Origin of the sequence: Paraburkholderia sp. GAS448, assembly GCF_050435685.1 — a bacterium.
Classification (GTDB): Bacteria; Pseudomonadota; Gammaproteobacteria; order Burkholderiales; family Burkholderiaceae; genus Paraburkholderia.
This window is the reverse complement of sequence record NZ_JBNDKT010000009.1, coordinates 205,428-232,133: the sequence shown is the minus strand read 5'-3', so window position 1 is coordinate 232,133 and position 26,706 is coordinate 205,428. Positions and strand designations below refer to the sequence as shown.

Sequence of the window (26,706 nt, the reverse complement as noted above, 5' to 3'; positions counted from 1 at the left end):
AAGTGCCCCTTCAAGATAATAACGTTCGGTGTAAGCGGCCACACGCGTAGTCAACCCAGCCGAATCTGGCCGAGCCAGGCAGAGTGCTGCGAATCGCTATAATTTCGCTATGTCCGAATTTTCCGAAAAGCCTGCCGACGCGGCCGTGCCCCCCGCGAGCCCTGCAAACGGCTCCGGGTCCGAGGCTCCGGCCGCCGCTGGCGCGCGTCCGCTGCGTGCGATCCAGCCCCTGCCCGACCAGTTGATCAGCCAGATCGCCGCCGGCGAAGTGGTCGAGCGGCCGGCATCGGTGGTGAAAGAACTGCTGGAGAACGCGCTCGACGCCGGTGCGACGACACTGCGTATCGTGCTCGACGAAGGCGGCGTCAAACGCATCTCGATCACGGACGACGGCTGCGGCATCCCGGAAAACGAACTCCCGCTCGCGCTGCTGCGCCACGCGACCAGCAAGATCCGCTCGCTCGCCGAACTCGAGGCGGTCGCGACGCTCGGGTTTCGCGGCGAAGCGCTGGCATCGATTGCATCGGTAGCGGAGATGTACATCACGAGCCGCACGGCGAGCGCGGCGCACGCGGTGCGCATCGATGCGCAGACCGGCGTGCTCTCCCCCGCGGCCGGCACGCAGGGCACGACGATTGAAGTGCGCGAGCTGTACTTCAACACGCCCGCGCGGCGCAAATTCCTGAAGAGCGAGCAGACCGAACTCGGACATTGCCTCGAGATGATCCGCCGTTCAGCGCTCGCGCGGCCCGACGTGGCGATTTCGGTGCTGCATAACGGTCGCGCGGTCGAGCACTGGAACGCGACCGATCCGGCGGCGCGCGTCGCGAAGATCCTCGGCGAAACCTTTGCGACTGCCCATCTGCCGCTCGACGAATCCGCCGGGCCGCTGGCGGTCTACGGCTGCGCGGGTCTGCCGACGGCGAGCCGGGGTCGCGCGGACCAGCAGTATTTCTTCGTCAATGGCCGCTTCGTGCGCGACAAGCTGCTCACGCACGCGGTGCGCGCCGCATATGAAGACGTGCTGCACGGCGACCGCTACCCGTCCTACGTGCTGTTCCTCGACCTGCCTCCCGAAGGCGTCGACGTCAACGTGCATCCGTCGAAAATCGAAGTGCGGTTCCGCGATTCGCGTTCGATCCACCAGTTCGTGTTTCACGCGGTGCAGCGCGCGCTGGCGCGACACGCGGGCGCCTCGCCCGAAACAACGGCGGGCGGTCATGCCGCGCATATCGAACCGGCGACGACACCTGCTTCGTTCGGCCCGACGCCGCTCGGCGGCGGCATTCAGGCCCAGGCGGGCAATACATGGCTGCGCCAGGCGCGCATGACCCAGGGCACACTGCCGGTCGCGCAGCCGCTTGCGCTCTACGACGCGCTGTTCGGCCGCAAGGACACGGGTGCGGGCGCGCGGCAGGGCGCCACAACGATGCTCGAAGCACGCGACAGCGCCGCGGAAAGCGAGGGCATGTCGCCCTTCACCGCATCGCCGTCTGCGTTCCCCGGGAGCTTTACACCTGCGGCTTCACCCTCGTTCGATGCCGCCGACGAACAGCCGCTCGGCTTCGCGCTAGGCCAGATTCACGGGATCTACGTGCTTGCGCAGAATGCGCACGGTCTTGTGATCGTCGATATGCACGCCGCGCACGAACGCATCCTTTACGAGCAGTTCAAGAACGCGCTGGCCGACCGGACGATCGCCGTACAGCCGCTGCTGATTCCAGTGTCGATGCACGCGGACCCGATCGAGATCGGCACGGTCGAAGAGGAGCGGGACACGCTCGACGCGCTCGGCTTCGACCTCGCGGTGCTGTCGCCGAACACGCTCGCGATCCGCGCGGTGCCTGCGCTTCTTAAAGATGCCGACCTGCAGGCGCTCGCCCGCGCCGTGCTCGCCGACCTGCATGCGTTCGGCGGCTCGCGCGTGCTGACCGAACGTCAGCACGAACTGCTCGGCACGCTGGCGTGTCACCACGCAGTGCGCGCAAACCGGCGCCTGACGCTCGACGAAATGAACGCCCTGCTGCGCCAGATGGAAGCAACCGAGCGCGCCGACCAGTGCAATCACGGACGTCCGACCTGGTATCAGCTCACGCTACCCGATCTCGATCGCCTTTTCATGCGCGGCCAATGAACGCGCGGTTTAGCGTGTGCACCTCGCCCGCGTCGGTTCGACTCTCATGACAGCGTCGCACGTCACTCCGGTCGCCTGCCTGCTCGGCCCGACTGCCTCCGGCAAGACCGCCGCTGCGCTCGCGTTCGCCGCGCGGCGGCCGGTCGAGATCATCAGCGTCGATTCGGCGCTGGTCTATCGCGAGATGGACATCGGCACGGCCAAACCGACTGGCGAAGAGCGTGCGCTTGCGCCTCATCACCTGATCGACATCGTCGACCCGCTCGATGCCTATTCTGCGGCCGATTTTCGTGCCGATGCGTTGAGGCTGGTCGGCGAGATCGTGGCTCGTGGACGCGTGCCGTTGCTGGTCGGCGGCACGATGCTCTACTACAAGGCGCTCACGCAAGGTTTGAACGATCTGCCGGCGGCCGATCCGGAGGTCCGCGCGACGCTCGACGCCGATGCGGTTCGCGACGGCTGGCCCGCACTGCATGCACGGCTTGCCGCGGCCGATCCAGTGACAGCGGCCCGGCTCGCGCCCAACGATTCGCAGCGCATCCAGCGCGCGCTCGAAGTGTTCATGCTGACCGGGCAACCGATGTCGGCGTTGCTGGCAGCGCCGGCCCGCATCGATGCAGCGAGCGAGCCGTGGCGGTTCACGCCAGTCGCGCTGGAGCCGTCCGATCGTAGCGTGTTGCACGAACGGATCGCAAAGCGCTTCGACGCGATGCTCGGGAATGGCTTTGTCGATGAAGTAAAGCGGCTACGCGCGCGCGGCGATCTGCATCCCGGACTGCCTTCGATGCGATGCGTCGGCTACAGGCAGGCCTGGGAATACCTCGACGGCGCCATCGACTACGCCACGATGCGCGACAAAGGTGTGTTCGCCACGCGCCAGTTATGCAAACGCCAGCTGACATGGCTGCGGGCGATGCCGGAGCGGATCGTGGTCGATTGCTGCGCGGACAATGCGACGGAACAGGCACTCCAGGCCATCGAAAACGTGGTCGGCGGGTCTGCATGACACTCTCGTTCCGGCAGCACGACGAACGCGCAATAAAAAGGCCGTCTGACGCAAATCAGACGGCCTTTTAACAACCTTGCCGGCAAAAACCGGGAACGCAGCGATCAGACCACCACAGTCTGCGCTTCGCCTTCCCTGCTTTGGCGCACGGTGCCGATCTTCCAGACCTGCTCGCCGGCTGCGGACAACAGCCCGATCGCCTGATCGGCATCAGCCGCGGACACGATCACTGCCATGCCGATCCCGCAGTTGAACACGCGGTGCATCTCGTCATCGGCCACGCCGCCATGCTTCTGCAGCCAGGAGAAGAGCGGCGGCAACGGCCAGGCGCTGTGATCCAGTTCAGCTGTCAGGCCTTCCTTCAGCACGCGCGGAATGTTCTCGACCAGGCCGCCGCCGGTGATATGCGCCATGCCCTTCACGGCAATCGTCTGCATCAGCGAAAGCAGAGGCTTCACGTAGATATGCGTCGGCGCCATCAGCGCATCGGCGAGCGAGCGGCCGTCGAAATCCGCCGACAGGTCCGGCTGTGCACGCTCGATAATCTTGCGCACGAGCGAAAAACCGTTCGAATGAATCCCGCTCGACGCGAGACCCAGCACCACGTCGCCCGGAGCGATCGTGCTGCCGTCGATGATCTTGCTCTTTTCGACCGCGCCGACCGCAAACCCGGCCAGGTCGTACTCGCCATCCGGATACATGCCCGGCATTTCCGCGGTTTCGCCGCCGATCAGCGCGCAGCCGGCCAGTTCGCAGCCCTGCGCGATGCCCTTCACCACGGTCGCCGCCGTGCCCACGTCCAGCTTGCCGCAAGCGAAGTAATCGAGGAAGAACAGCGGCTCGGCGCCCTGCACGAGGATGTCGTTGACGCTCATCGCGACCAGATCCTGGCCGACCGTGTCGTGCCTGTTCAGCTGGAAGGCCAGCTTCAGCTTCGTGCCGACGCCGTCGGTGCCCGACACCAGCACCGGCTCGCGGTACTTTTTCGGCACTTCGAAGAGCGCGCCGAAACCACCGATGCCGCCCAGCACGCCGTCGCGCAAGGTCTTTTTGGCAAAGGGCTTGATCGCGTCGACGAGGGCGTCGCCCGCGTCGATGTCCACGCCGGCGTCGCGATACGACAGGCCTTGGGCGTCAGGGGCGGATTTCGGTTGATTCATGGGGAAGAGCGAGAAGGTCGGTAAAATGCGATTTTACCCGATGCCGGCCCGTTGGCTGGAATTCGCCAGCCTCGACCACCTGGGAAACACACTTTGCAGCAGAATTCGCCCATTCTCACGCCCTACCAGCGTCAGGCCTTCATCTGGGTCGCCATCGCGCTCGGTCTGGGCATCCTGTTGTGGCTGCTGAGCCCGGTCCTCACGCCGTTCCTGCTCGGCGCGATTCTCGCGTACATCCTGCAGCCGGGCGTCGTGTGGCTTGTGCGCCACCGGGTGCCGCGCGGGCTGGCCGCGCTGCTGATGATGCTGATGTTCGCGCTGCTGCTCACGATCTTCGTGCTGCTCGTGCTGATCGTCGTGCAGAAGGAAGGTCCGCAGTTTAAGCAACAGGTGCCCGCGTTCTTCGCGCACATGCACGACCTGCTGCAGCCGAAACTCGCCGCGTTCGGCGTTACCGATGCGCTCGATTTCGCGAGCCTGCGCGACATGGTGATGGCGCGCATCGAAGGCAGCGCGCAAACCGTCGCGCTCTATGCATGGACCTCGATCCGCACCAGCGGCAACGTGATGATCACGATCGTCGGCAACGTCGTGATGGTGCCGCTCGTGCTGTTCTATCTGCTGTACGACTGGAACGCGATGCTCGCGCGCCTGCAACTCTTCGTGCCGCGCCGTCTGCTCGACAAGACCACGCAGCTCGCCGTCGACATGGACCGCATGCTGTCGCAGTACCTGCGCGGCCAGTTGCTGGTGATGGCGGTGCTCGCCGTCTACTACGCGGCCGCGCTCTTCGTTGCGGGCTTCGAGATTGCGCTGCCGGTGGGCATCTTCACGGGCCTCGCGGTGTTCATTCCGTACATCGGCTACGCAACAGGGCTTGTCCTTGCGCTCCTCGCCGCTGCGCTGCAATTCGGCGACTGGTACGGCTTCGGCGCGGTCGCGGTGGTGTATGGCGTCGGGCAGATTCTCGAAGGGTTCTTCCTGACGCCGCGGCTCGTCGGCGAGCGCATCGGCATGCATCCGCTCGCGGTGATCTTCGCGCTGCTCGCGTTCGGCCAGCTGTTCGGCTTTTTCGGCGTGCTGCTTGCGCTGCCCGTCAGCGCCATCCTTTCGGTCGCGCTGCGCGAAATGCGCGCCGGCTATCTGGCCAGCGCGCTTTACAAGTAACTGATTCCGGCTTCTATTGTGCTTCGTCAACTGACGCTCGATCTCGGCACCCCGCCGCCATCGACATTCGACAACTTCTTCGCCGGCAGCAATGCCGAACTGGTCACGCGTCTGCGTGAGCTGGACGGCGCGCTGTCGGCCGGTCCGCTCGCCGATCGCACGTTCTATATCTGGGGCGAAACGGGCAGCGGCCGCAGCCATCTGCTGCAGGCGCTGGTGCACGACGCGCCGCCCGGCCAGGCCCGTTTCGCGAGCCCGCAAAGCGGCCTCGCTGCGTTCGCGTTCGACCCGAAAGTCGCGATCTACGCGATCGACGACTGCGATGGTCTCTCCGGCGCGCAGCAGATCGCCCTCTTCAACCTCTTCAACGAAGTGCGTGCACACCCCACCAGCGCACTCGTCGCCACCGGCAATGCGGCGCCGATCGGGCTCGCGGTGCGCGAAGACCTGCGCACACGACTCGGCTGGGGCCTCGTGTTTCACCTCGCCCCGCTGCCGGACGAAGGCAAGGCGGCCGTGCTCAAGCACGCGGCGCGCGAACGCGGCATCGCGCTCGCAGACGACGTCCCGGCTTACCTGCTCACGCACTTTCGCCGCGACATGCCGAGCCTGATGGCGCTGCTCGACGCGCTCGACCGTTTTTCGCTCGAACAGAAGCGCGCCGTGACGCTGCCGCTCCTGCGCACGATGCTGGCGTCGCCCGCCAGCACGGCAGATGCCCGAACGGCTACACCTTCACCCGCTTCAAGTAAAATGGGCCCCCATGGCTAATCTCGCACTCTTCGACCTCGATCACACGCTCATTCCCACTGACAGCGACCACGAATGGGGGCGCTTCATGGTGAAGCACGGGATGGTCGACGCCGAAAACTTCGCGCGTGAAAACGACCGTTTCTTCGCCGACTACAAGGCTGGCCGGCTCGATATCCACGCCTACCTCGTCGCGATGCTCACGCCGCTCGCCAGGTATTCGCGCGCGCAGCTGGCCGCGTTTCACCAGCAGTACATGCACGAAGTCATCAAGCCCGCAATCGTGCCGGCCGCACTCGAACTCGTGCGCCAGCATCGGGACGCGGGCGACCTCTGCTGCATGGTTACGGCGACGAACGAATTCATCACCGCGCCGATCGCCGAAGTCTTCGGCGTCGACAAGCTGATCGCCTGCGAAGCGGAAACCGTCGACGGCCTTCCGCATTCGGACTACACCGGCCGGCCGACTGGCACGCCGAGCTACAAGGAAGGCAAGATTGTCCGTACCGAAGCCTGGCTCGCTTCGCTCGGCAAGACATGGTCGGATTTTGAGCGCAGCTATTTCTACAGCGATTCGCACAACGATATTCCGCTGCTCGAAAAAGTCACCGACCCGATCGCGACCAATCCCGACGACACCTTGCGCGCGCACGCGCAGGCCAAAGGCTGGCGCATCCTCGAACTCTTTCAACCCACGTGATCAAAAAACTCATCCGCAAGCTGTTTGGACAGGATCCGGCACCCGCTGACGACGACGCGGCAGCCGACACCGCGCCGTCCGACGCCAACGAAGCCACCCGCGCGCCGTCCGGCCGCGCCGACACTCCTGCAAAGACGCGCCGCAAGCCGGCCCGCCCCACGTCTCCCAAAGGCGCAGGCGGCGCACATGAGCCGGATGTGCCCGTCATCATCTCGTCCGATATCCACGGCATCGACCCGTCGCTGATCTCGAAGAACGCGATCCGCGTCACCGAAGGTCTGCAGCAGGCGGGATACCGGGCGTTCATCGTCGGCGGCGCCGTGCGGGATCTGCTGCTGGGCATTGCGCCAAAAGACTTCGACGTCGCGACCGACGCCACGCCTGATCAGGTACAGAAGCTGTTCCGCCGCGCACGCATCATCGGCCGGCGCTTCCAGATCGTGCATGTGCAGTTTGGCCAGGAGATCATCGAAACTTCGACGTTCCGCGCGCTCGTCGATCCGCCGGCCGCCGACGCCGCGCCGCCGCGCCGGCTGAAGCGCGACGAGCTCGACCGCCGCACCCACGCTGTCGATGCAAGCGGGCGCGTGCTGCGCGACAACGTCTGGGGCGAACAGCACGAGGACGCCACGCGACGCGATTTCACGATCAACGCGATGTACTACGACCCGGCCACGCAGACCGTGCTCGATTACCACAACGGCATGGCCGACATGCGCTCGCGCCTGTTGCGGATGATCGGCGACCCGGTCACGCGTTACCGCGAAGATCCGGTACGGATGCTGCGCGTCGTGCGTTTTGCCGCGAAGCTCGGCTTCGAGATCGAGGACACCACGCGTGCGCCGATCAAGGAACTCGCCGATCTGATCAACAACGTGCCGGCCGCCCGTCTTTTCGACGAAATGCTGAAGCTGCTGCTGTCGGGCCATGCGCTCGCGTGCCTGACGCGGCTGCGCAAGGAAGGCCTGCATCACGGCCTGTTGCCGCTCCTCGACGTGGTGCTCGAACAGCCGCAGGGTGAGAAATTCATCACGCTCGCGCTCAACAATACCGACGAACGCGTGCGTGCAGGCAAGCCGGTGTCCCCGGGCTTCCTGTTTGCGACGCTGCTGTGGCACGACATGCAGCAGCGCTGGCAGCAATACGAGGCAAATGGCGAATATCCGGTTCCCGCGCTGCATCGCGCGATGGACGACGTGCTCGACATGCAGACCGAGAAACTGGCGATCCACAAGCGCTTCTCGTCCGACATGCGCGAGATCTGGGGCCTGCAGTTGCGCCTCGAAAAACGCTCGGGCCGCAGTGCCCTGAAGCTGCTGGAACACCAAAGATTTAGAGCAGGGTATGATTTCCTCCTGTTACGCTGCGAATCGGGCGAACTCGATGAGTCGGTCGGTGCGTGGTGGACGGAGTTCATCGACGGAGACGCCGCCGCGCGCGAAGCATTGCTCGAGCAAGGCGGGAAGGACCGAACGCCCAGAAAACGACGGCGGCGCAGCAGTGGCGCCAGGAGCCGCAAACCGGGCGACGGAATGGAGGGCGGCACGACAGCAGGTAACAGCGCGGCCAGCGATGCGAGTCATAACGGCTCACACGAGGACTGACGCGGTTCCGGCATTCGCCGTCGAACGAAAGTCGCAGGAAGCTATGCCATGACGGTTGCTTATCTCGGCCTCGGCGCGAATCTCGGGGATGCGCGCCAGACCCTGAAAGACGCAGTGGTGTGCCTCGCACAACAGCACACCATCGCCGTGCTCGCGAAGTCGAGCTTTTATCGCACTGCCCCGATCGATGCGGGCGGAGACGACTACTTCAATTGCGTCGTGAAGCTCGAAACGACGCTTCCTGTGCGCCACCTCCTCGCGCTTTGTCACAGGATCGAACATCAGTTCGGCCGGGAGCGCCCCTTTCGTAACGCACCGCGTACTCTCGATCTCGACATCCTGCTATACGGCGATCACTGCATCGACGAACCGGACCTGATTGTGCCGCACCCCCGTCTGACCGAGCGCGCTTTCGCGCTCGTGCCGCTTGTCGAAATCGACGCAGCGATCGTCATCCCGCAACATGGACGCGCCGATGCGCTGCTTGCATCCGTCGCTTCGCAGCGCATCGAAAAGTTGAAGTCGCCGTGTCAGTGTCCGATATTGGGCGCCCTCGCCGGCAAGAATGCTGAATCGTCCGGGGGCGGCTGCCGATGAATGCGCCGCCGCTCACCGTTACCGCGCCGCACCTGCGGCCGCCCGTCCGCTATATTGCGATCGAAGGTCCGATTGGCGTCGGCAAGTCGTCGCTTGTGCAGCGGCTCGCCGAGCGCTGGTCGATGCATGGCGTCTACGAGCGGCCGCAGGACAACCCGTTTCTCGAACGCTTCTATCGCGATACAACGCGCTTCGCTTTGCCGACGCAACTGCACTTCGCGTTGCAACGCGCGCAGCAGGTGCAGGAAATCGCAACGATCCATTCTGCCGGCACGCCGCTCATCGCCGACTTCATGACGCAGAAGAACGATGTCTTCGCGCGTCTCACGCTGCCTGAAGACGAATGGCTGCTCTATCGTGCGCTGTCTGCGCGCATCGATGCGCAGGGGCCGAACCCGGATCTCGTGGTCTATCTGCAGGCGAGTCCGGAGGTGCTGTTCTCGCGCATCCAGAAGCGCGCGGTGCCGATGGAACTGCAGATCTCCGATGCATACCTGCGTGCGCTCTGCGACGCGTACAACGAGTTCTTCTATCACTATGACCGCGCGCCTGTGCTGACGGTCAACGCCGAACACCTGAACCCGCTCGAATCGGACGCGGACCTTGCACTGCTGATCGAACGCATGGAGTCGATGCGCGGTCGCAAGGAGTTCTTTGTCAAAGGCACGTCGCTGTAAGCGGCAGTGCTTCTCTTCCCCTACGGACTGTCATGACCTATTTGCAGGAAACGAGCCGGAACGCCATTACCGTGCCGAAGCTGCAGGCGATGCGCGAAGCCGGCGAAAAAATCGCGATGCTCACCTGCTATGACGCAAGCTTCGCGGCGCTGCTGGATCGCGCTGGCGTCGATGTGCTGCTGATCGGCGATTCGCTCGGCAATGTGCTGCAGGGACATACCACCACGCTACCGGTCTCCCTCGACGATATCGCTTATCACACCGCCTGCGTTGCCCGCGCGCGGCCATCGGCGCTGATCGTCGCCGATCTGCCGTTCGGCACTTACGGCACGCCGGCGGATGCTTTCGAGAGTTCAGTGAAGCTGATGCGCGCCGGCGCGCAGATGGTGAAGCTCGAAGGCGGCGAGTGGCTCACCGACACGGTGCGCTTTCTGGTGGAGCGGTCGATTCCGGTGTGCGCGCACGTCGGGCTCACGCCGCAGTCAGTGCATGCGTTCGGCGGCTTCAAGGTGCAGGGCAAGACAGAGGCTGGCGCCAGCCAGCTGCTGCGCGATTCGCGCGCGATGCAGGATGCCGGCGCGCAGTTGATCGTGATAGAAGCGATTCCGACGCTACTCGCGGCAGAGGTCACCAAGCAGCTGACGATCCCGACCATCGGCATCGGTGCAGGCGCCGACTGTTCGGGTCAGGTGCTGGTCCTGCATGACATGCTCGGCATTTTTCCCGGCAAGCGTCCGCGCTTCGTGAAGGATTTCATGCAGGGGCAGACGGGGATTCCCGCCGCCGTGGAGGCGTATGTGCGCGCGGTGAAGGATGGGTCGTTCCCGGGACCGGAACATACGTTTTGATGTCCTCCGGGGCCGCGACGGTCCTGCGTCGACGTTCGGCCTCGCCAGAATCGGCTAAAACCCGTCGTCGACAGCGGGAATCGTTCGGGCCGGATTGACCTTGCATGCAAACCGGGGCGTGTGTCTTCGTCTTGTCGTTAGCGTAGCGCGGGTGGCGCTGCCGCGTACCGACGAAAAACGGGAGACAACCATGAGCCCCTTCTGCCTGATCGACGTCGCGGGCATCCGCGATCATTCCACGCTGCCGCACGACGTGCCCGACAGCAGGCACTACGCGCGGCGTCTGACTGCGTGGCTGCTACGGGTGCTCCATGTGGGTCACACCTGAACACGCGACGTTTCGAGTAGGCCAGCCACGCCTGAGCGCACCGATCAGGCGACGAGCCTTGCCGGAACCGCGCCGCGTAGCGCGTTACATAGCATGAGCGCCTCAGCACGCAACACGTCCGGCCGTAACAGGACCCGTTCGCGCGCCTCCATGCTGGCGTCCGCGAGCAGCACGCTGCGCATCACCCCGGGCAACACCCCCGACGACAACGGCGGCGTCCACCACCGCCCGTCGAGTTTAACGAAGACGGTCGTCCGGCCGCCCTCGGTCAACTCTCCGCGTTCGTTGAAGAACAGCATATCGAAGGCGCCCTTCGACTCCGCTTCGTGCCACGCACGATCATATTCCGCGCGGTGCGTGGTCTTGTGAAGCAGCAACGCGTCTTGTGCCTGCGTCGGCGCGTAACCGTGGTCGGGCGCGAGCAGCACGTCCACCACGTCGTTCTGCAACGGTGCGAGCGGTGCGGCAATCAATTCCACGGCACCCTTTTTATTGAGTGCAAGGCGCAACCGATGGGGCGTCCATGCCGCTAGCTGCGCGCACTGCGCGGCAATCCGGTCACGCAGCGCCGCCTCGTCGAAGCTGAAACCAAACCACGCGGCACTTGAACCCATCCGTGCAAGATGGCGCTCCAGATGCCGCGCGCCGCTCTCGCGTGTCGCGTACATCGTTTCGAAAAGCTGGAAGCCAGGATCGGCTTCGGTCAGGAAGCGGGCCTTCAATCGACACTCCGCGTATTCATCGGCGGCGACGCTGTCGAGCACAATGCCTGCGCCGATGCCCATCGTTCCACGTCGCTGGCTGGTGTTGGCTGGTGCATCCAGTGTCAATGTCCTGATCGCCACCGACAGGCAGAAATCGCCGCACGTATCGTTCAGGATGTCGGCAGTGTCGGCGGCGGATGTAGCATCGAGCCAGCCAATCGCACCGGTATAAAGACCGCGTGGCGTGCTTTCCAGCGCGTCGATCAGTTGCATCGTGCGATGCTTCGGCGCGCCGGTAATCGAACCGCACGGAAACAGCGCGCGAATCATGTCCGCGAACGACGTCCCGGCACGCAGGCGTGCTTCGATCGTCGACGTCATCTGCCACACCGAAGCGTACGGCTCGACGGAAAAAAGCGCCGGCACCGCGACCGATCCGATCTCCGCAACCCGCGACAGATCGTTGCGCAGCAGATCGACGATCATCACGTTCTCGGCGCGGTTCTTGGGATCGGTCGCAAGGAATTCGGCCGCGCCCCTGTCAGCGACGGTATCCGCCGAACGAGGCGCGGTGCCTTTCATCGGACGCGCGCGCAGCGTGCTGCCCGCCTTTTCGACAAACAGTTCCGGTGAGCACGACAGCACCCACCGATCGTCGGGCAGCGCGATCAGCGCCCCATAGCGCACTGGCTGCATTGCCCGCAGCCGGCGGTACAGCGCAAGGGGCGTGCCGAACACATCGAACCCGAGGCGATATGTGTAGTTGACCTGATACGAATCGCCAGCGCGCAACGCTTCGTGAACCCCTGCGATGGCCTGTTCGAACTCTGCATAGTCGACGCTCTCCTGCACGCCAGCCGTACCCGCGACCGACGGTTCGTCCGCTCCGCTGTCGTGTTTAGCAAGCCACGCGTCGACCTCGTCGCAAGAGAGCTTCTCGCAGCGAGTGAACAATAAAAAACGCAGCGTGGCGTCACCACGCTGCGTTAGATGCGACCGGAGGAAGTCCCTGTGGGACGACCGGAGGAAGTCCCCGTGGGGCGACCGAAGGGCATTGCCCTGGACCAGATCACGGCCGAACTCGTAATTGCCGAGCACAACGGCGTGCAAGCCGTTACGCGTGTCAGCCGCCACAGCCTTGCACACCTGATCGAGTTCGGCCGGGTTCATACACACCCGCTCATGCACGAAGCCCGTGTAAAGCCGGCTCGACCGATGAGCCGTGGTCGAGTCGCAGTCGTCGAGCAATGCGAACACGGAGTCGCGTTCGTCCCTCACCATGAATACCGCCAACTTCAGACTGCCATTAATCGAAGAAGCTCTTCACCCGGTCGAACCAGCTCTTGCTTTGCGGGCTATGTCTCGCACCACCCTCGATGAGCGACTTCTCGAATTGTTGCAAGATTTCGCGCTGCGCCTCCGTGAGCTTGACCGGCGTCTCGACCTGGACGTGCACATAGAGATCGCCCGCGATGCTCGAGCGCAGCCCCTTGATACCCTTGCTGCGCAAACGGAACGTCTTGCCCGACTGCGTACCTTCCGGCACCGTGAAGCTTGCGCGACCTGCAAGTGTCGGCACCTCGATCTCGCCGCCGAGCGCTGCCGTCGTAAATGGAATCGGCATCTGGCAATGCAGGTCATCGCCGTCGCGCTCAAACACCGTGTGCTGCTTGATGTGAATCTCGACGTACAGATCGCCCGACGGACCGCCATTGACACCCGGCTCACCGTTACCCGCCGAACGGATACGCATGCCGTCATCGATGCCGGCCGGAATCTTCACTTCCAGCGTCTTGGTTTCCTTGGTCTTGCCCGCGCCGTGACAATGGGTGCAGGGTTCAGGAATGTAGGTGCCGGTGCCATGGCACTTCGGACAGGTTTGCTGGATGCTGAAGAAACCCTGCGACATCCGCACCGCGCCCGAGCCGTTACAGGTCGGACAGGTTTCCGGCTTGGTGCCCGGCTTCGCACCGGAGCCGTGGCAGATCTCGCACGAAACCCAGCTCGGCACGCGAATCTGCGTGTCATAACCGTGAGCGGCCTGTTCGAGCGTAATTTCCATGCTGTAGCGCAGATCGGCGCCGCGATACACCTGCGGACCCGCGCGACCACCACGTGCGGCACCGCCGGCAGCCTGACCAAAGATGTCGCCGAAAATATCGCCGAACGCATCGGCAAAGCCGCCGAAGCCTTGCGCCCCGGCCGCGCCCATGTTCGGATCCACGCCAGCATGGCCGTACTGGTCGTACGCCGCGCGTTTTTGCGAGTCCGACAGCATTTCATAGGCTTCCTTCACCTCTTTGAAATGCTCTTCCGCATCCTTGTTGCCCGGATTGCGGTCGGGGTGATGCTTCATCGCCAGCTTGCGATAAGCCTTCTTGATTTCGTCGTCGCTCGCGTTCTTTGCGACGCCCAGAACCTCGTAATAATCCCGTTTCGCCATATCGGTTCAACGCCAGCCGCGCAATCCGGCGCGGCGGCTCCTTGTGAATGCTGGAGTCTCGCGACTCGTCCGGCCGTGACTTTTACCCAGATAGCGGGACAAAAGTCGCGCCCTCCATAAAACAAATGTGCCCGGAGAGCCCAAAGGCTCGCCAGGCGCGTTAACCGTTCGTGTGCCCAACCGGGCCCAGACCGTCTTGCAGCCGGGCTGCGCATCGCTTCCGACGCGCAGCCGTCTGGTTAAAGTTCAACCCGGCTTAGTCCTTCTTCACTTCCTTGAACTCGGCGTCGACGACGTCGTCTTCCGGCTGGCTCGCACCACCCGAGGACGCACCGCCCGCTGCACCTGCCGCACCAGCGGCGCCCGCAGCACCTTGAGCGGCCTGCATGTCGGCGTACATCTTTTCGCCGAGCTTCTGCGACGACGTGGCCACCGCTTCGATCTTCGCCTCGATCGTCGCCTTATCGCTCGAGCCGCTCTTCAGCGTTTCTTCGAGCTCCTTCAGCGCAGCTTCGATCTTTTCCTTCTCGGCCGCTTCGATCTTGTCGCCGTATTCCGTCAGCGCCTTCTTCGTGCTGTGGACGAGTGCATCGCCCTGGTTGCGGGCATCAGCCAGTTCACGCAGCTTGTGATCTTCTTCCGCGTTCGCCTCCGCGTCCTTCACCATCTTCTCGATTTCAGCTTCCGACAGACCCGAGTTCGCCTTGATCGTGATGCGGTTTTCCTTGCCGGTCGCCTTGTCCTTCGCGCCGACGTGCAAAATGCCGTTCGCGTCGATGTCGAAGCTCACTTCGATCTGCGGCACGCCGCGCGGTGCAGGCGGAATGCCCTCGAGGTTGAACTCGCCGAGCAGCTTGTTACCCGCTGCCATTTCGCGCTCACCCTGGAACACCTTGATCGTCACGGCGCCCTGGTTGTCGTCCGCCGTCGAATACACCTGCGCGTGCTTCGTCGGGATCGTCGTGTTCTTGTTGATCATCTTCGTCATCACGCCGCCGAGCGTTTCGATGCCAAGCGACAGCGGAGTCACGTCGAGCAGCAGCACGTCCTTGCGGTCGCCCGACAGAACCTGACCCTGAATCGCGGCGCCCACGGCCACGGCTTCGTCCGGGTTCACGTCACGACGCGGCTCCTTGCCGAAGAATTCCTTCACCTTCTCCTGCACCTTCGGCATGCGCGTCATGCCGCCGACCAGAATCACGTCGTCGATCTCGCTGACCTTCACGCCCGCGTCCTTGATAGCGATGCGGCACGGTTCGATCGTGCGCTCGATCAGTTCTTCGACCAGCGCTTCGAGCTTCGCACGCGTAATTTTCAGGTTCAAGTGCTTCGGACCCGACGCATCGGCTGTGATGTACGGCAGATTGATTTCAGTCTGCTGGCTCGACGACAGTTCGATCTTGGCCTTTTCGGCCGATTCCTTCAGGCGTTGCAGCGCGAGCACGTCCTTCGACAGGTCGACACCCTGCTCCTTCTTGAATTCGCCAATGATGTAATCGATGATGCGCTGGTCGAAGTCTTCACCGCCGAGGAACGTATCACCGTTTGTCGAGAGCACCTCGAACTGCATTTCACCGTCAACGTCTGCGATTTCGATGATGGAAATGTCGAACGTACCGCCCCCGAGGTCAAACACGGCGATCTTTCGGTCGCCCTTTTCGGCCTTGTCGAGACCAAACGCGAGTGCGGCAGCGGTCGGCTCGTTGATGATCCGCTTCACTTCCAGACCGGCGATGCGGCCTGCGTCCTTGGTGGCCTGGCGCTGGCTGTCGTTGAAGTACGCGGGAACCGTGATCACTGCTTCCGTGACCGGCTCGCCGAGGTAGTCTTCAGCGGTCTTCTTCATCTTGCGCAGCACTTCCGCCGAGATTTGCGGCGGCGCCAGCTTCTGCTCGCGTACTTCGACCCATGCGTCGCCGTTGTCGGCTTTCATGATCTTGTACGGCATCAGGCCGATGTCTTTCTGCACTTCCTTTTCTTCGAAGCGACGACCGATCAGACGCTTGACCGCGAACAGCGTGTTCCTCGGGTTCGTGACCGACTGACGCTTGGCGGGAGCGCCAACGAGAATCTCGTTGTCGTCCATGTAAGCGATGATCGACGGCGTCGTACGGGCGCCTTCCGAGTTTTCGATCACCTTGACGGTATTACCTTCCATCAACGCCACGCACGAATTGGTGGTGCCGAGGTCGATGCCGATGATTTTGCCCATTTTTTCCTGATCTCCTGAACTTTGATCGCTGCAGGACGCGCGCTTTTGTCCGCTGGACTGTGCGGCGCATCCCGCCTTCAATTCATACCTGCACTCAAAATAAGTGCAACCGCATCGTTTTCAAGACCCTGAACGCTATGCGGTCATTAAATATTTTCAATCGCCTGAGCCGGTGGCCGTGGTTTCCGGCGAAACGGTGCCTTCCGGGGCGCGATCTGTCACGCTGACGGTTGCAGCGGCGTCCGCCTGCCCGCTGCCGTTGGCTGAGCGGTCGACCGGACCGCTAACGGTCGCCCCACCAGCGGCCGCCCCACCGATGGCCGCCCCACGAATTTTCTCACGCGCTGCTGCCACGGCTGCCTCGAACTGCGCGAGGCCATGCCAGCCCGTCGCCCGACCAAGCCGCTTGCCGCGGTGGAAGAAGTACCACGTGGGCACGCCATGGAGCACGAACCGGCGGCCCAACTCGCGGTGCTCGTAGACGTTGCTGTGAAACCATTTCAGGCCAAGCGCCCGGATCGCATCCGGCTGGGCGAGCATCGCTTTCTTGGCAATCTCACAGTTGAAGCAGTCGAGACCCCAGAAGAAGACGACCGCGAGGTCGTCCCCGGCCGATGCGAGGCCTGCGTCGAACAATGCGGCGCTCAATTCCTGCATGTCGAAGACGGCGAATGCCGTGGAGTCGACGGGAATATTGCCCATGGTCGTGACGTTTCTCGAAGCGGCGCTGAACGGCGATTGACGAGGCCGCTTACTTCGGCGCCGCGACCGTCACCAGCGCCGGCCGCAGCACGCGATCGGCGATCACGTAGCCCTTTTGCAGCACGGCGACGACCGTGTTCGGCTCCTGTTCGGCCGGCACCATCGAAATGGCCTGGTGACGATGCGGATCGAACTTCTCGCCGACCGGGTTCAATGCGACGACGCGGCCCTTCTCGAGCGCGCCGGTCAACTGGCGCAGCGTCAACTCGACGCCTTCGCGGACTTTCGCCAGATCGCCGGAGTTGTCGGCAAGCGCAGCCTCGAGGCTGTCGAGCACCGGCAGCAGATGTTCGGCGAAGCTTTCGATCGCGAACTTGTGCGCTTTCTTTACGTCTTCGTGCGCCCGGCGGCGCACGTTTTCCGTTTCGGCCTTTGCGCGCAGGTAGCTTTCCTGCAGTTCGCCGATCTTTGCCTGCGCTTCGGCCAGAGCGACCTCTGCGCCAGCCGGCGCCGCTTCAGGCGCAATGTCCTGTTGATCGACCGTGCCAGCTTCAGCGGCCGTGCGGCCGTTTTCGTCAGCAGGCGTGGCGTTCTGGCCAGTCGGGTTCTCTTGCGTGTTTTCCATGTCGCTGAAAGTCATAAAAAAATAAAAACTGCAGCAGCGTCTTCCTGCTAACGCAGCGCTGAAACAGACGTTGCGAAAAAGCAACGAAGCCGCGCTTACCGACGGTGCAGATGGGGTCCAGATCGAGGATTTCAAGCCGGTCCACCGGTGTTTTCGCACCGCAACCGTGCGCCGAAACGGGCCGTAACAACGATTACGCAGCTGCCATCAGATTGAGATTGAGCGGCATCAACCAGTGACCTAAACTTCTCTTAAGCGTCCGAAAAGGCACGTTTACCCTAACGAAGCGTAATCTGCCTCACCACTCTGACAGATCGCTTTTTTCCTACCGGCAGACTTCGGGGAACACCGTGAAACTGATGTTTGCAATATCGGTGGTCGCCCTCGTGCTCATCGCGGGCACCACGACAATATGCCTGTCCGGCGCCGTGAACGAAAGCACGACCGAGTATGGTGGCGTGCACGCCACGATGGAACAACTGTTCAATCCCCACCTGAAAGTTTGTCGATAATGCGCCGGTCGCGCTTGGTCGGCCGCCCGTGCATGGCGGCCGCCGGTTCGCGATACGTCTTGCGCCGCTCCAGTTCAAGCAGGCGCTTTTCCCTACCCGCCGCCGTTTCCGCGTAAAGCGTCTGCGCGATGCTCGCTGGCCCGCGCACGTCGCAGATTCCTAGTACTTCCACCTGCCACACGATCCGTTCAATCTCGATTTCGACCGCGTCGCCGACCCGCACATCCTTCGACGGCTTCACCTGCGCGCCGTCAATCCGCACCCGTCCTTTTTCGACGGCATCCGTCGCCAGCGAGCGCGTCTTGAAGAAGCGCGCGGCCCAAAGCCATTTGTCGATGCGCAGGCGCGCACCCGGTTCGGTCGAAATTTTGTAATTCACTGGAGCACGTCCAAAGTAAAAGACGCCGGGCGGCGCGCCACCGTGCAATCGACACTCATGCGACCGCCGCCCCGTGCGCTGCGACCGGCTGCACCACCGGCCAGCCCTGCAGGTGCTGCGCGACGATCTCGCCGAGCGCGGCGATCCACGCCTGCGAAGCATTCACGCATGGAATCCGGTGAAACTCGCGGCCACCGGCATGCAGGAACTCGTCGCGAACTTCGATGCCGATTTCCTCGATGGTTTCGAGGCAGTCGGCGGTAAATCCGGGGCAAAAGACATCCGCACGGCGCACGCCTGCGGAACCCAGTTCCTTCAGGGTCGGCGCGGTGTAAGGCTGCAGCCATTCAGCGCGGCCAAAACGCGACTGAAACGTAACGCGACACTCCACCGGCGTCACGCGCAGCGCATTCATCAGCAAGGCCGCTGTCTGCTGGCACTGCTCGTGGTACGGGTCCCCCAGATCGAGCGTGCGCTTCGGCACGCCATGGAAACTGAGAACCAGCTTGTCGCCCGCTGCGAAATCCGGATGGCCGTGCGTTTGCCAATAGTGGTGAACCTGCGCTGCCAGTGCGGCGATGTAGGCCGGATGATCGCAGTAGTGACGCACAGTCCGGATTTCCGGCTGGTTGCGCATGCGACCCAACGCGACAAATGCATCGTCGAACGCAGTGGCTGTGGTCGACGACGAGTACTGCGGATACATCGGCATCAGCAGCACGCGCTCGGCGCCCGCCAGCTTCAACTGGTTCAGCATTGCCGGAATGCCCGGCGTGCCGTAGCGCATCGCGTAATCGACGATCACCTGGTAGTCGTTCAGCTGCAACAGGTGCCGCAACGCTTCCACCTGCTTCTCCGTATGTACGCGCAACGGCGAACCTTCCGGCATCCAGACAGCGGCGTATTTCTTCGCCGACGCGCGACCGCGAAACGGCAGGATCAACAGGCGCAGGATCACCTGCCAGATCACGGCCGGGATCTCGACCACGCGTGGATCGGACAGGAACTGCGCGAGGTAGCGCCGTACGGCACGTGGCGTCGGCGCATCGGGCGTACCGAGATTGATCAGCAGCACCGCGACACGATGTGACGTGGCGGACTGCGAAGGCCGCTCGAGGTCGAAACGCATGATCAATGGATTCTGGTGGCGTACTGATTGAAACGGTTCAGATGGGACCCATTATAGCGGCGCGATTTCCTGCCGATACCTGGCCTTCCGGGCTATTGGCGCGGCGTGCGATGCCGCGCATCATAGACATGCAGGGACGAGCGGCGCGTCGGGCAGTTACTGCTGGCTGAGGGTCATGGACAGAAGCCGCGCAGTGATATCGACGATCGGAATCACGCGGTTATAGGCCATTCGGGTCGGCCCGATCACGCCAAGCGTGCCGACTATCTTGCCGTTCACCTCATACGGTGCGGTCACGACGCTCATTTCCTCGATCGGCACGAGATTCGACTCGCCGCCGATAAATATCTGCACGCCCTGCGCGTGACTCGACACGTCGAGCAACTGAAGGAGGCTGGTCTTTTGATCAAACACATCGAACAGTTTGCGCAGGCGCGCCATGTCCGACGAAAGATCGGCCACTTCGAGCAGATTGCGCTCCCCGGAGATCAGCACCGTCTCGCCCGTGTCGGCCTCATCGGTGCTCGCGGTGACGGCGGCGTGCATCAGCGTGGTCATGTCGCCGCGCAGTTCGTCGATTTCTTCGCGCAGGCGGCGCCGCACCTCGTCGAACGACAAGCCGGCGAAGTGCGCATTGATGTAGTTGGAGGCTTCGGTGAGCTGCGATGGCGAGAAGTCGCGCTGCGTCGCCATCATGCGGTTCTGCACATCGCCTTCGGGCGTCACGATGATCAGCAGAATGCGTTTGTCGGACAGGCGCATGAACTCGATCTGCTTGAACACGTGGCTGCGCCGCGGCGTCAGTACCACGCCCGCAAACTGGGACAGATTGGACAGCACGCTCGCCGCAGCTGCGACAATTTTCTGCGGCTCGCCGACCTGCAACGTCGTTTTGACGGTGCGCATGACGGCTTCCTCGTCGGCGGCGGACTCGACGGTCAGCATGGTATCGACAAACAGGCGATACCCGCGCGGCGTCGGAATTCTTCCCGCCGACGTATGCGGGCTGATCACGAGCCCCAGGTCCTCGAGGTCAGACATCACGTTGCGGATCGTCGCCGGGCTCAGTTCAAGGCCCGAGTACCGCGACAGCGTGCGCGAGCCGACCGGCTGACCTTCAGCGATATAGCGCTCGATCAGCGTTTTGAGGAGGGTTTGTGCGCGAGGATCTAGCATGAAGGAAAATTTTAGCGCAATGCCTGCGCGACAGCGAGCAATAACGGGAAGCTTCAGGACCATCGTGCGGCCGCGCGGCGCGTTGCGCAGGCTACGGCACGAAGTCCAGGCAGCGCCCCGACCATCAACCTGTCATCAGCTTTCTATCATTCTAACGACAAACCTGCCCGGGCCGGGCAAGCGCACTCCGTCCAGCCAGCGTCCGATGCAGGGCGCGGCGTGGCACGGCTCACCGCGCCCCCGGTGCAATGTGAAAAGTTCTTTTCGACGCATACCTATGGTGTAATGCCGGCATGCAAGTTACCAGCCAGTTCAGGACCGTTGCGCTCGTCGGGCGCAGCAACACTCCCGGCATCAGCGAGCCGCTGACGGCGCTCGCCTCGTGCATAGCAAAGCGCGGGTTCGACGTCGTGTTCGAAGCGGACACCGCCCAGGAAATCGGCGTGACCGACTATCCGGCGCTAACTCCGGCCGAAATCGGCGCGCGCGCCGACGTGGCTGTCGTGCTCGGCGGTGACGGCACCATGCTGGGCATGGGGCGGCAACTCGCGCCATACCGTACGCCGGTCATCGGCATCAACCACGGGCGCCTCGGCTTCATTACCGATATTCCGATTTCCGATATGCAAGAGATCGTCCCGCAGATGCTCACGGGCAGCTTCGAACGGGAAGAACGGACGCTGCTCGAGGCGCGCATCATGCGCAACGGCGAACCGATTTACCACGCGCTTGCGTTCAACGACGTCGTCGTCAACCGTAGCGGCTTTTCGGGGATGGCGGAACTGCGTGTGTATGTCGACGGACGCTTCATGTACAACCAGCGCTCGGACGGCCTCATCGTCGCCACGCCAACCGGCTCGACGGCCTACGCGTTGTCGTCGTCGGGGCCGATTCTGCATCCGCAGTTGCAGGGCATCGTGCTGGTGCCCATCGCGCCGCATGCGCTGTCGAACCGGCCGATCGTGTTGCCTGACGACTGCAAGGTCAGCATCCAGATCATCTCCGGGCGGGATGTGAACGTGAATTTCGACATGCAGTCGTTCACCGCGCTTGAGCTGAACGACACCATCGATGTGCGCCGCTCGCGTCATACGGTGCACTTCCTGCATCCGGTCGGCTACAGTTACTACGCGACGCTTCGCAAGAAGCTGCACTGGAACGAACATCCCTCGCTCGAAGACGACCCGCCAGCCTGAGTGACCGGAATGCCTTCATTGCCCTGCTCATTGCCCTGCTCATTGCCCTGACTACCCAGACAAGCGCGACTGACTCGACCGACGCGACCGTTTCGAATTCGCCAGCAAAACAGCCAACCAGACCAAACTCCATGCTTCGCCATCTCTCGATACGCGACTTCGTCATTGTCGCCGCGCTCGATCTTGAATTCGAAAGCGGCTTTACGGTCTTTTCCGGTGAAACGGGCGCCGGCAAGTCGATCCTGATCGACGCACTCGCCCTTGCGCTCGGCGCCCGCGCCGACGCAAACGTCGTGCGCACCGGCGAGAGCCGCGCCGACATTACCGCGGAATTCGCGACGCACGCCGAGGTCGAGCGCTGGCTCGACGAGCAGGCGCTCGGCACCGACGTCGACGACCCGCACGGCAGCACGGTCATGCTGCGCCGGGTGATCGATGCGACCGGCCGCTCGCGCGCGTTCATCAACGGTACGCCGGCCACACTGGCGCAACTGCGCGAAGTGGGTGAAATGCTCGTCGACATTCACGGTCAGCACGCGCACCAGTTGCTGATGCGGCCCGACGCGCAGCGCGAACTGTTCGACACCCACGCTGGCCTGCTCGAGACGGCCGCTTCGGTGACGCGCGCCTGGCGTAGCTGGCGCGAGGCTGCACAGGCCGTCGAAACCGCGCAGACGCGGGACCGCGAACTGCAACTCGAACGCGAGCGTCTCGCATGGCAGTTGACCGAACTCGACAAACTCGCGCCGCAACCCGGCGAATGGGAAGAGATCAACGCAGAGCATCGCAAGCTGTCGCACTCGGCGAACCTGATCGACGGCGTTCAGGGCGCGCTCGCGGCGCTGTCCGAATCGGATGAGGCGATGATCACGCATCTCGGCTCGATCATTTCGAAGCTGCGTGACCTTGCCGAAATCGATCCCGCCTTGAACGATGCGCTCGCCGCACTGGAACCCGCCGAGATCCAGTTGCAGGAAGCCGCGTATTCGCTGTCGCACTACGCGCAGCGGCTCGAACTCGATCCCGACCGGCTCGCCCAGGTCGACCGCCGTCTCGACGCGTTGCACTCGATGGCGCGCAAATTCCGCCTGCAGCCAGAAACACTGCCCGAAGAACACGAGGCCCGCCGGGCGCAGCTTGCCGCGCTCGACGCCGCCGCCGACCTCGACAGCCTGCGTGCCGTCGAGGCCAGGGCGAAAGAAGCCTATGTCGCCGACGCAAAACAGCTGTCGAAGGCACGGGCAAAAGCCGCGAAGGCGCTAGGATCGGCCGTGACGACAGGCATGCAGGAACTGTCGATGGCGGGCGGCAGCTTCGAGGTCGCGCTCGTGCCGCTGCCGGAAGGCGGCGCGCATGGCATGGAGCAGATCGAGTTTCGCGTCGCGGGTCACGCGGGCGTGCCGCTGCGGCCGTTGGCGAAAGTCGCGTCCGGGGGCGAACTGGCGCGGATCAGCCTCGCACTGGCCGTCATCGCAAGCACCGCGAGCCCCACGCCGACGCTGATATTCGACGAAGTGGATACGGGTATTGGCGGCGGCGTCGCGGAAGTGGTCGGGCGCTTGCTGCATCAGCTCGGCCGCGACAGGCAGGTGCTCTGCGTCACGCACCTGCCGCAGGTCGCCGCGCGCGGCGATCATCACTTTCAGGTCGCAAAGAGCGGCAACGGCAAGGGCGGCACGACGAGCAGCGTCACCTCGCTCGACAGATCCAGCCGTATCGAGGAAGTGGCGCGGATGCTGGGCGGCATCGAAATCACGGCGACCACCCGCAAGCACGCAAAAGAAATGCTCACCGCCTGAGCGCGTGGCGGCCGAGGGCCCTGTCCTCAGTCAAACACCCGCTTCCAGAGGCGCAGCACCGCTGCACGCTCGGCCGTCACACGCTCAGGCTCCACCCGCGCCTTCTCCATGCCGTCGAGGCGCAGCTTGTGCTGCAGCCTGCGATACGTCCGGTAAGCCGCACCCACCGTTTCAGCCTCTTCCTCACTCATCAGCCCGAAGCGCGACACTTCGCGCAGGAGCGCAATGTTGCCGGTATTGCGGATCAGTTCCGGATCGCGAGCCGCGTGCAGCAGTACCCAGTACTGCACCGTGAATTCGATATCGACCATCCCGCCACGATCGTGTTTCAGATCGAACAGCTCGGTGCGGTTCGGATGCCCCGCCTCGACGCGCTCGCGCATCTCGACAATTTCCTTCGCAAGCGGCGCGGCCTCGCGTGGAGTCGTCAGGACCTGGGTGCGGATCGCCTCGAACTGCGCGCCGATTTCCGCGTCTCCCGCGCAGTAACGTGCCCGCGACAATGCCTGGTGTTCCCACACCCATGCCGTGTTCGCTGCGTCGCCTTCACGCAGCTGATAGCGCCGGAACGCGTCGAGATCGGTGACGAGCAGCCCGGATTCGCCGTTTGGCCGCAACCGCAGATCGACATCGAACAGGGTGCCGGCACCGGTCGCCATCGTGAGCCAGGTGATCAGGCGCCGGGTAAACGTGGCGTAGACGTCGGCCGCCGCGTCGTCGGGGTCGTCGTACAGGAAGATGAGGTCGAGATCCGACGCGTAGCCCAGTTCCTTGCCGCCCAGCTTGCCGTAGGCGATCACGGCAAAGCGCGGCACCTCGCGATGCCGTTTGGCCAGCTGCTTCCAGACCGCTTCGAGCGTCACGTCGAGGACCGCATCGGCAAGTTCCGAGAGCCGGTCGCTCACCTGTTCGACAGAGAGGCGTCCCGCCAGATCGATCAGCAGGATCCGGAACACCTCCGCCTGATGCGCGTGGCGCAGCAGGTCCATCTGCTGTTCGACGCCGTCCGCCGCCGCGATACGCGCGCCAAGCGTGCGTTTGAATTCGGGCCAGTCGAACGGGCTCGCAATCGCTTCGTCGTCGAGCAGTTCGTCGAGCAGTTGCGGATGCCGGATCAGGTAGCCCGCCGCCCAGCGCGAGCCGCCCAGCACCGACAGTACACGATGCAGCGCGACCGGATATTCGGTCAGCAGCGCGAGATACACGCCCCGCCGGCTCACGGCTTCGAGCAGGTCGAAGAAACGCGCGATCGTATCCGCGCGCCTCTCGGTCGGCTCCAGCGTGCGCGCCGCTTCCAGCGCCCGCTGCGCAACGATGTCGAAGCGCTGCCGGCTCCGCTCACCGAGCCCCGTGTAGCGCGATGAGCGCCAGACCGCGCGCAGCCGGTCCAGCAGTTCCGCGGGCTCCGCGATACCGAGTTCGACGAGACGCGAGCGCAACGCCTCGTCCGCACTCTCGTCGTCGAGCGCGCTGCTCCACACCCACACTGCCGCGCCGTCTTCCGGCGCACCGCAGCCGTCGCGGCCGTTCACCTTGTCGGCGAAAATCTGGTCGAACTGCAGCTCGACGCGTTCGCGATGGCCGTTCAGCACCGCCATCAGCGCGGCGTAACCGTCAAAGCCCATCGTATGCGCGAGCTGATCGCGCTCCCCGGCGTCGACGGGCATCGCGTGCGTCTGCGCGTCGTTGCGGTATTGCAGGCGATGTTCGAGTTCGCGCAGGAAACGATAGGCCTGCGAGAGGTCAGCGCAGACGGAAGGCGTGATCAGCCCCTGCGCGGCTGCGTGCCTCAGCACGGGGAGCGTCGGGCGCACGCGAAAGCCGGCATCCTGGCCGCCGCGAATCAGCTGGAACACCTGCGCGCTGAACTCGATCTCGCGGATGCCGCCGCGGCCGAGCTTGATGTCATCAGCCTTGTCCGGCCGCATCGATGCGCGGCGTTGAGCTTCCTGGCGAATCTGCAGGTGCAGTGCCCGGATCGCGGCGATCACGCCGAAATCCAGATACCGCCGGTAAATGAATGGCGTGACGATGGTGTCGAGCTGTTTCGACAGACGCTGTGCGGCCTCGCTGTCGCCCTCGGAAACGAGCCGCCCCTTGATCCAGGCGTAACGCTCCCACTCGCGGCCCTGCACATAGAAATACTCTTCGAGCATGCCGAGGCTGCCCACCAGCGGCCCGGAATCGCCGTTCGGACGCAGACGCATGTCGACGCGAAACACGTAGCCATCCGCGGTCACTTCCGCGAGCGCAGCGATCAGCCGCTTGCCGAGACGCGTGAAAAAATCCTGCGTCGCAATCGGCGGGCGCTGGCCGCCGGCCGTCTCGCCGTCGTCTTCGTAGACGAAGATCAGGTCGATGTCCGACGAGACGTTGAGTTCGCGCCCGCCCAGCTTGCCCATCCCCACCACGCCGAGCGCAAGCCGCTCTCTCTCAGGGCCGCGCGGCTCGCCGTAGAGCACTTCGAGATCGGCGGACAGCACCGCGAGCGCACGCTGGATCGTGGCTTCGGCCAGATCGGTCATCGTACCGGTCACTTCGGCGACATCGGCCTCGCGTGCCAGATCGCGCTCCATCACGGCACAAAAGACCTCCGTGCGCAGCCGGCGCAGGGCTTTTTTAAGTGCCTCCTCGGTAAGCGGGGCATCGGACGCGGCGCGCAACGCGTTACAGAGTTCATCGAGCCGCGCGTCGATCCGCTCGCGCGTAACAGGTGCCGCCGCCAGCGCCGCCACGTGCGACGCGAGTTCGGGACGGCCGGCGAGCACGCGCGCAGCGTATTGCGACCAGGTGGAACTCGTCAGGGTGAAGTCAGTCATCAAAGGTCAGGCTCGCTCGTTGCTTCATTGGTTGTGACA

General features: G+C 63.8%; 22 protein-coding genes. 12 read left to right on the top strand and 10 right to left on the bottom strand.

Annotated features, from left to right (window positions below):
• Nucleotides 1–109 precede the first annotated feature (109 nt).
• Nucleotides 110–2,134, top strand: a complete 2,025-nt coding sequence (gene mutL, locus P3T23_RS19100; RefSeq protein ID WP_429317712.1) for a DNA mismatch repair endonuclease MutL — start codon at nucleotides 110–112, stop codon at nucleotides 2,132–2,134.
• 46 nt (nucleotides 2,135–2,180) lie between these two features.
• Nucleotides 2,181–3,140, top strand: coding sequence for a tRNA (adenosine(37)-N6)-dimethylallyltransferase MiaA (gene miaA, locus P3T23_RS19095; protein ID WP_429317711.1), 960 nt, complete (start codon nucleotides 2,181–2,183; stop codon nucleotides 3,138–3,140).
• Between the two features lie 104 nt (nucleotides 3,141–3,244).
• Here miaA and purM read toward each other — a convergent pair whose 3' ends face one another.
• Complete coding sequence (purM, locus tag P3T23_RS19090; RefSeq protein ID WP_429317710.1) at nucleotides 3,245–4,300, bottom strand: phosphoribosylformylglycinamidine cyclo-ligase; 1,056 nt, start codon at nucleotides 4,298–4,300, stop codon at nucleotides 3,245–3,247.
• A gap of 93 nt (nucleotides 4,301–4,393) precedes the next feature.
• On the opposite strand from purM, the gene P3T23_RS19085 reads away from it, so the two are divergent.
• The 8 genes from P3T23_RS19085 to P3T23_RS19050 all read left to right on the top strand — a co-directional run bounded on the left by P3T23_RS19085 (nucleotide 4,394) and on the right by P3T23_RS19050 (nucleotide 10,971).
• Nucleotides 4,394–5,467: an AI-2E family transporter gene (locus tag P3T23_RS19085; RefSeq protein ID WP_429317709.1), complete on the top strand. Its 1,074-nt coding sequence runs from the start codon at nucleotides 4,394–4,396 to the stop codon at nucleotides 5,465–5,467.
• A gap of 18 nt (nucleotides 5,468–5,485) precedes the next feature.
• The gene (gene hda / locus P3T23_RS19080; protein WP_429317708.1) at nucleotides 5,486–6,238 is read left to right on the top strand and encodes a DnaA regulatory inactivator Hda; all 753 of its coding nucleotides are present in this window, start codon (nucleotides 5,486–5,488) and stop codon (nucleotides 6,236–6,238) included.
• Nucleotides 6,231–6,917, top strand: coding sequence for an HAD family hydrolase (locus P3T23_RS19075; RefSeq protein WP_429317707.1), 687 nt, complete (start codon nucleotides 6,231–6,233; stop codon nucleotides 6,915–6,917). The genes hda and P3T23_RS19075 overlap by 8 nt, the downstream gene beginning before the upstream one ends.
• A complete protein-coding gene (pcnB, locus tag P3T23_RS19070; RefSeq protein WP_429317706.1) occupies nucleotides 6,914–8,521 on the top strand; it encodes a polynucleotide adenylyltransferase PcnB in 1,608 nt (535 codons plus the stop codon). The genes P3T23_RS19075 and pcnB overlap by 4 nt, the downstream gene beginning before the upstream one ends.
• A gap of 48 nt (nucleotides 8,522–8,569) precedes the next feature.
• Nucleotides 8,570–9,118, top strand: coding sequence for a 2-amino-4-hydroxy-6-hydroxymethyldihydropteridine diphosphokinase (folK, locus tag P3T23_RS19065; RefSeq protein ID WP_429317705.1), 549 nt, complete (start codon nucleotides 8,570–8,572; stop codon nucleotides 9,116–9,118).
• Nucleotides 9,115–9,795 carry a deoxynucleoside kinase gene (locus tag P3T23_RS19060; protein ID WP_429317704.1) on the top strand — a complete coding sequence of 227 codons (681 nt, stop codon included), beginning with the start codon at nucleotides 9,115–9,117 and terminating at the stop codon, nucleotides 9,793–9,795. Before folK ends, P3T23_RS19060 begins: the two co-directional genes overlap by 4 nt.
• Nucleotides 9,796–9,827: 32 nt before the next feature.
• Nucleotides 9,828–10,643, top strand: coding sequence for a 3-methyl-2-oxobutanoate hydroxymethyltransferase (gene panB, locus P3T23_RS19055; RefSeq protein WP_429317703.1), 816 nt, complete (start codon nucleotides 9,828–9,830; stop codon nucleotides 10,641–10,643).
• Nucleotides 10,644–10,833: 190 nt separating this feature from the next.
• The gene (locus P3T23_RS19050; protein WP_429317702.1) at nucleotides 10,834–10,971 is read left to right on the top strand and encodes a hypothetical protein; all 138 of its coding nucleotides are present in this window, start codon (nucleotides 10,834–10,836) and stop codon (nucleotides 10,969–10,971) included.
• 44 nt (nucleotides 10,972–11,015) lie between these two features.
• Here the strand turns inward: P3T23_RS19050 and pabB are convergent, their stop codons facing one another.
• The 8 genes from pabB to hrcA all read right to left on the bottom strand — a co-directional run bounded on the left by pabB (nucleotide 11,016) and on the right by hrcA (nucleotide 20,916).
• On the bottom strand, nucleotides 11,016–12,956 hold the full coding sequence (gene pabB, locus P3T23_RS19045) for an aminodeoxychorismate synthase component I (protein ID WP_429317701.1): 1,941 nt from the start codon (nucleotides 12,954–12,956) through the stop codon (nucleotides 11,016–11,018).
• 25 nt (nucleotides 12,957–12,981) lie between these two features.
• Complete coding sequence (dnaJ, locus tag P3T23_RS19040) at nucleotides 12,982–14,118, bottom strand: molecular chaperone DnaJ (RefSeq protein WP_429317700.1); 1,137 nt, start codon at nucleotides 14,116–14,118, stop codon at nucleotides 12,982–12,984.
• 256 nt (nucleotides 14,119–14,374) lie between these two features.
• Entirely contained in the window at nucleotides 14,375–16,330 is a 1,956-nt protein-coding gene (gene dnaK, locus P3T23_RS19035) for a molecular chaperone DnaK (protein ID WP_429317699.1), read from the bottom strand.
• 156 nt (nucleotides 16,331–16,486) lie between these two features.
• Complete coding sequence (locus P3T23_RS19030; protein ID WP_429317698.1) at nucleotides 16,487–17,032, bottom strand: thioredoxin family protein; 546 nt, start codon at nucleotides 17,030–17,032, stop codon at nucleotides 16,487–16,489.
• Nucleotides 17,033–17,081: 49 nt separating this feature from the next.
• Nucleotides 17,082–17,657, bottom strand: coding sequence for a nucleotide exchange factor GrpE (gene grpE / locus P3T23_RS19025; protein WP_429317697.1), 576 nt, complete (start codon nucleotides 17,655–17,657; stop codon nucleotides 17,082–17,084).
• 483 nt (nucleotides 17,658–18,140) lie between these two features.
• The gene (locus P3T23_RS19020; protein ID WP_429317696.1) at nucleotides 18,141–18,548 is read right to left on the bottom strand and encodes an RNA-binding S4 domain-containing protein; all 408 of its coding nucleotides are present in this window, start codon (nucleotides 18,546–18,548) and stop codon (nucleotides 18,141–18,143) included.
• Nucleotides 18,549–18,603: 55 nt separating this feature from the next.
• Complete coding sequence (hemH, locus tag P3T23_RS19015) at nucleotides 18,604–19,677, bottom strand: ferrochelatase (RefSeq protein ID WP_429317695.1); 1,074 nt, start codon at nucleotides 19,675–19,677, stop codon at nucleotides 18,604–18,606.
• 156 nt (nucleotides 19,678–19,833) lie between these two features.
• On the bottom strand, nucleotides 19,834–20,916 hold the full coding sequence (hrcA, locus tag P3T23_RS19010; protein ID WP_429317694.1) for a heat-inducible transcriptional repressor HrcA: 1,083 nt from the start codon (nucleotides 20,914–20,916) through the stop codon (nucleotides 19,834–19,836).
• Between the two features lie 230 nt (nucleotides 20,917–21,146).
• On the opposite strand from hrcA, the gene P3T23_RS19005 reads away from it, so the two are divergent.
• Together P3T23_RS19005 and recN are read left to right on the top strand one after the other, a co-directional pair.
• Nucleotides 21,147–22,049, top strand: a complete 903-nt coding sequence (locus tag P3T23_RS19005) for an NAD kinase (RefSeq protein WP_429317693.1) — start codon at nucleotides 21,147–21,149, stop codon at nucleotides 22,047–22,049.
• A 131-nt stretch (nucleotides 22,050–22,180) separates the two neighbouring features.
• On the top strand, nucleotides 22,181–23,848 hold the full coding sequence (gene recN / locus P3T23_RS19000) for a DNA repair protein RecN (RefSeq protein WP_429317692.1): 1,668 nt from the start codon (nucleotides 22,181–22,183) through the stop codon (nucleotides 23,846–23,848).
• 26 nt (nucleotides 23,849–23,874) lie between these two features.
• Here recN and glnE read toward each other — a convergent pair whose 3' ends face one another.
• The gene (gene glnE / locus P3T23_RS18995) at nucleotides 23,875–26,667 is read right to left on the bottom strand and encodes a bifunctional [glutamate--ammonia ligase]-adenylyl-L-tyrosine phosphorylase/[glutamate--ammonia-ligase] adenylyltransferase (protein ID WP_429317691.1); all 2,793 of its coding nucleotides are present in this window, start codon (nucleotides 26,665–26,667) and stop codon (nucleotides 23,875–23,877) included.
• Nucleotides 26,668–26,706: the final 39 nt, after the last annotated feature.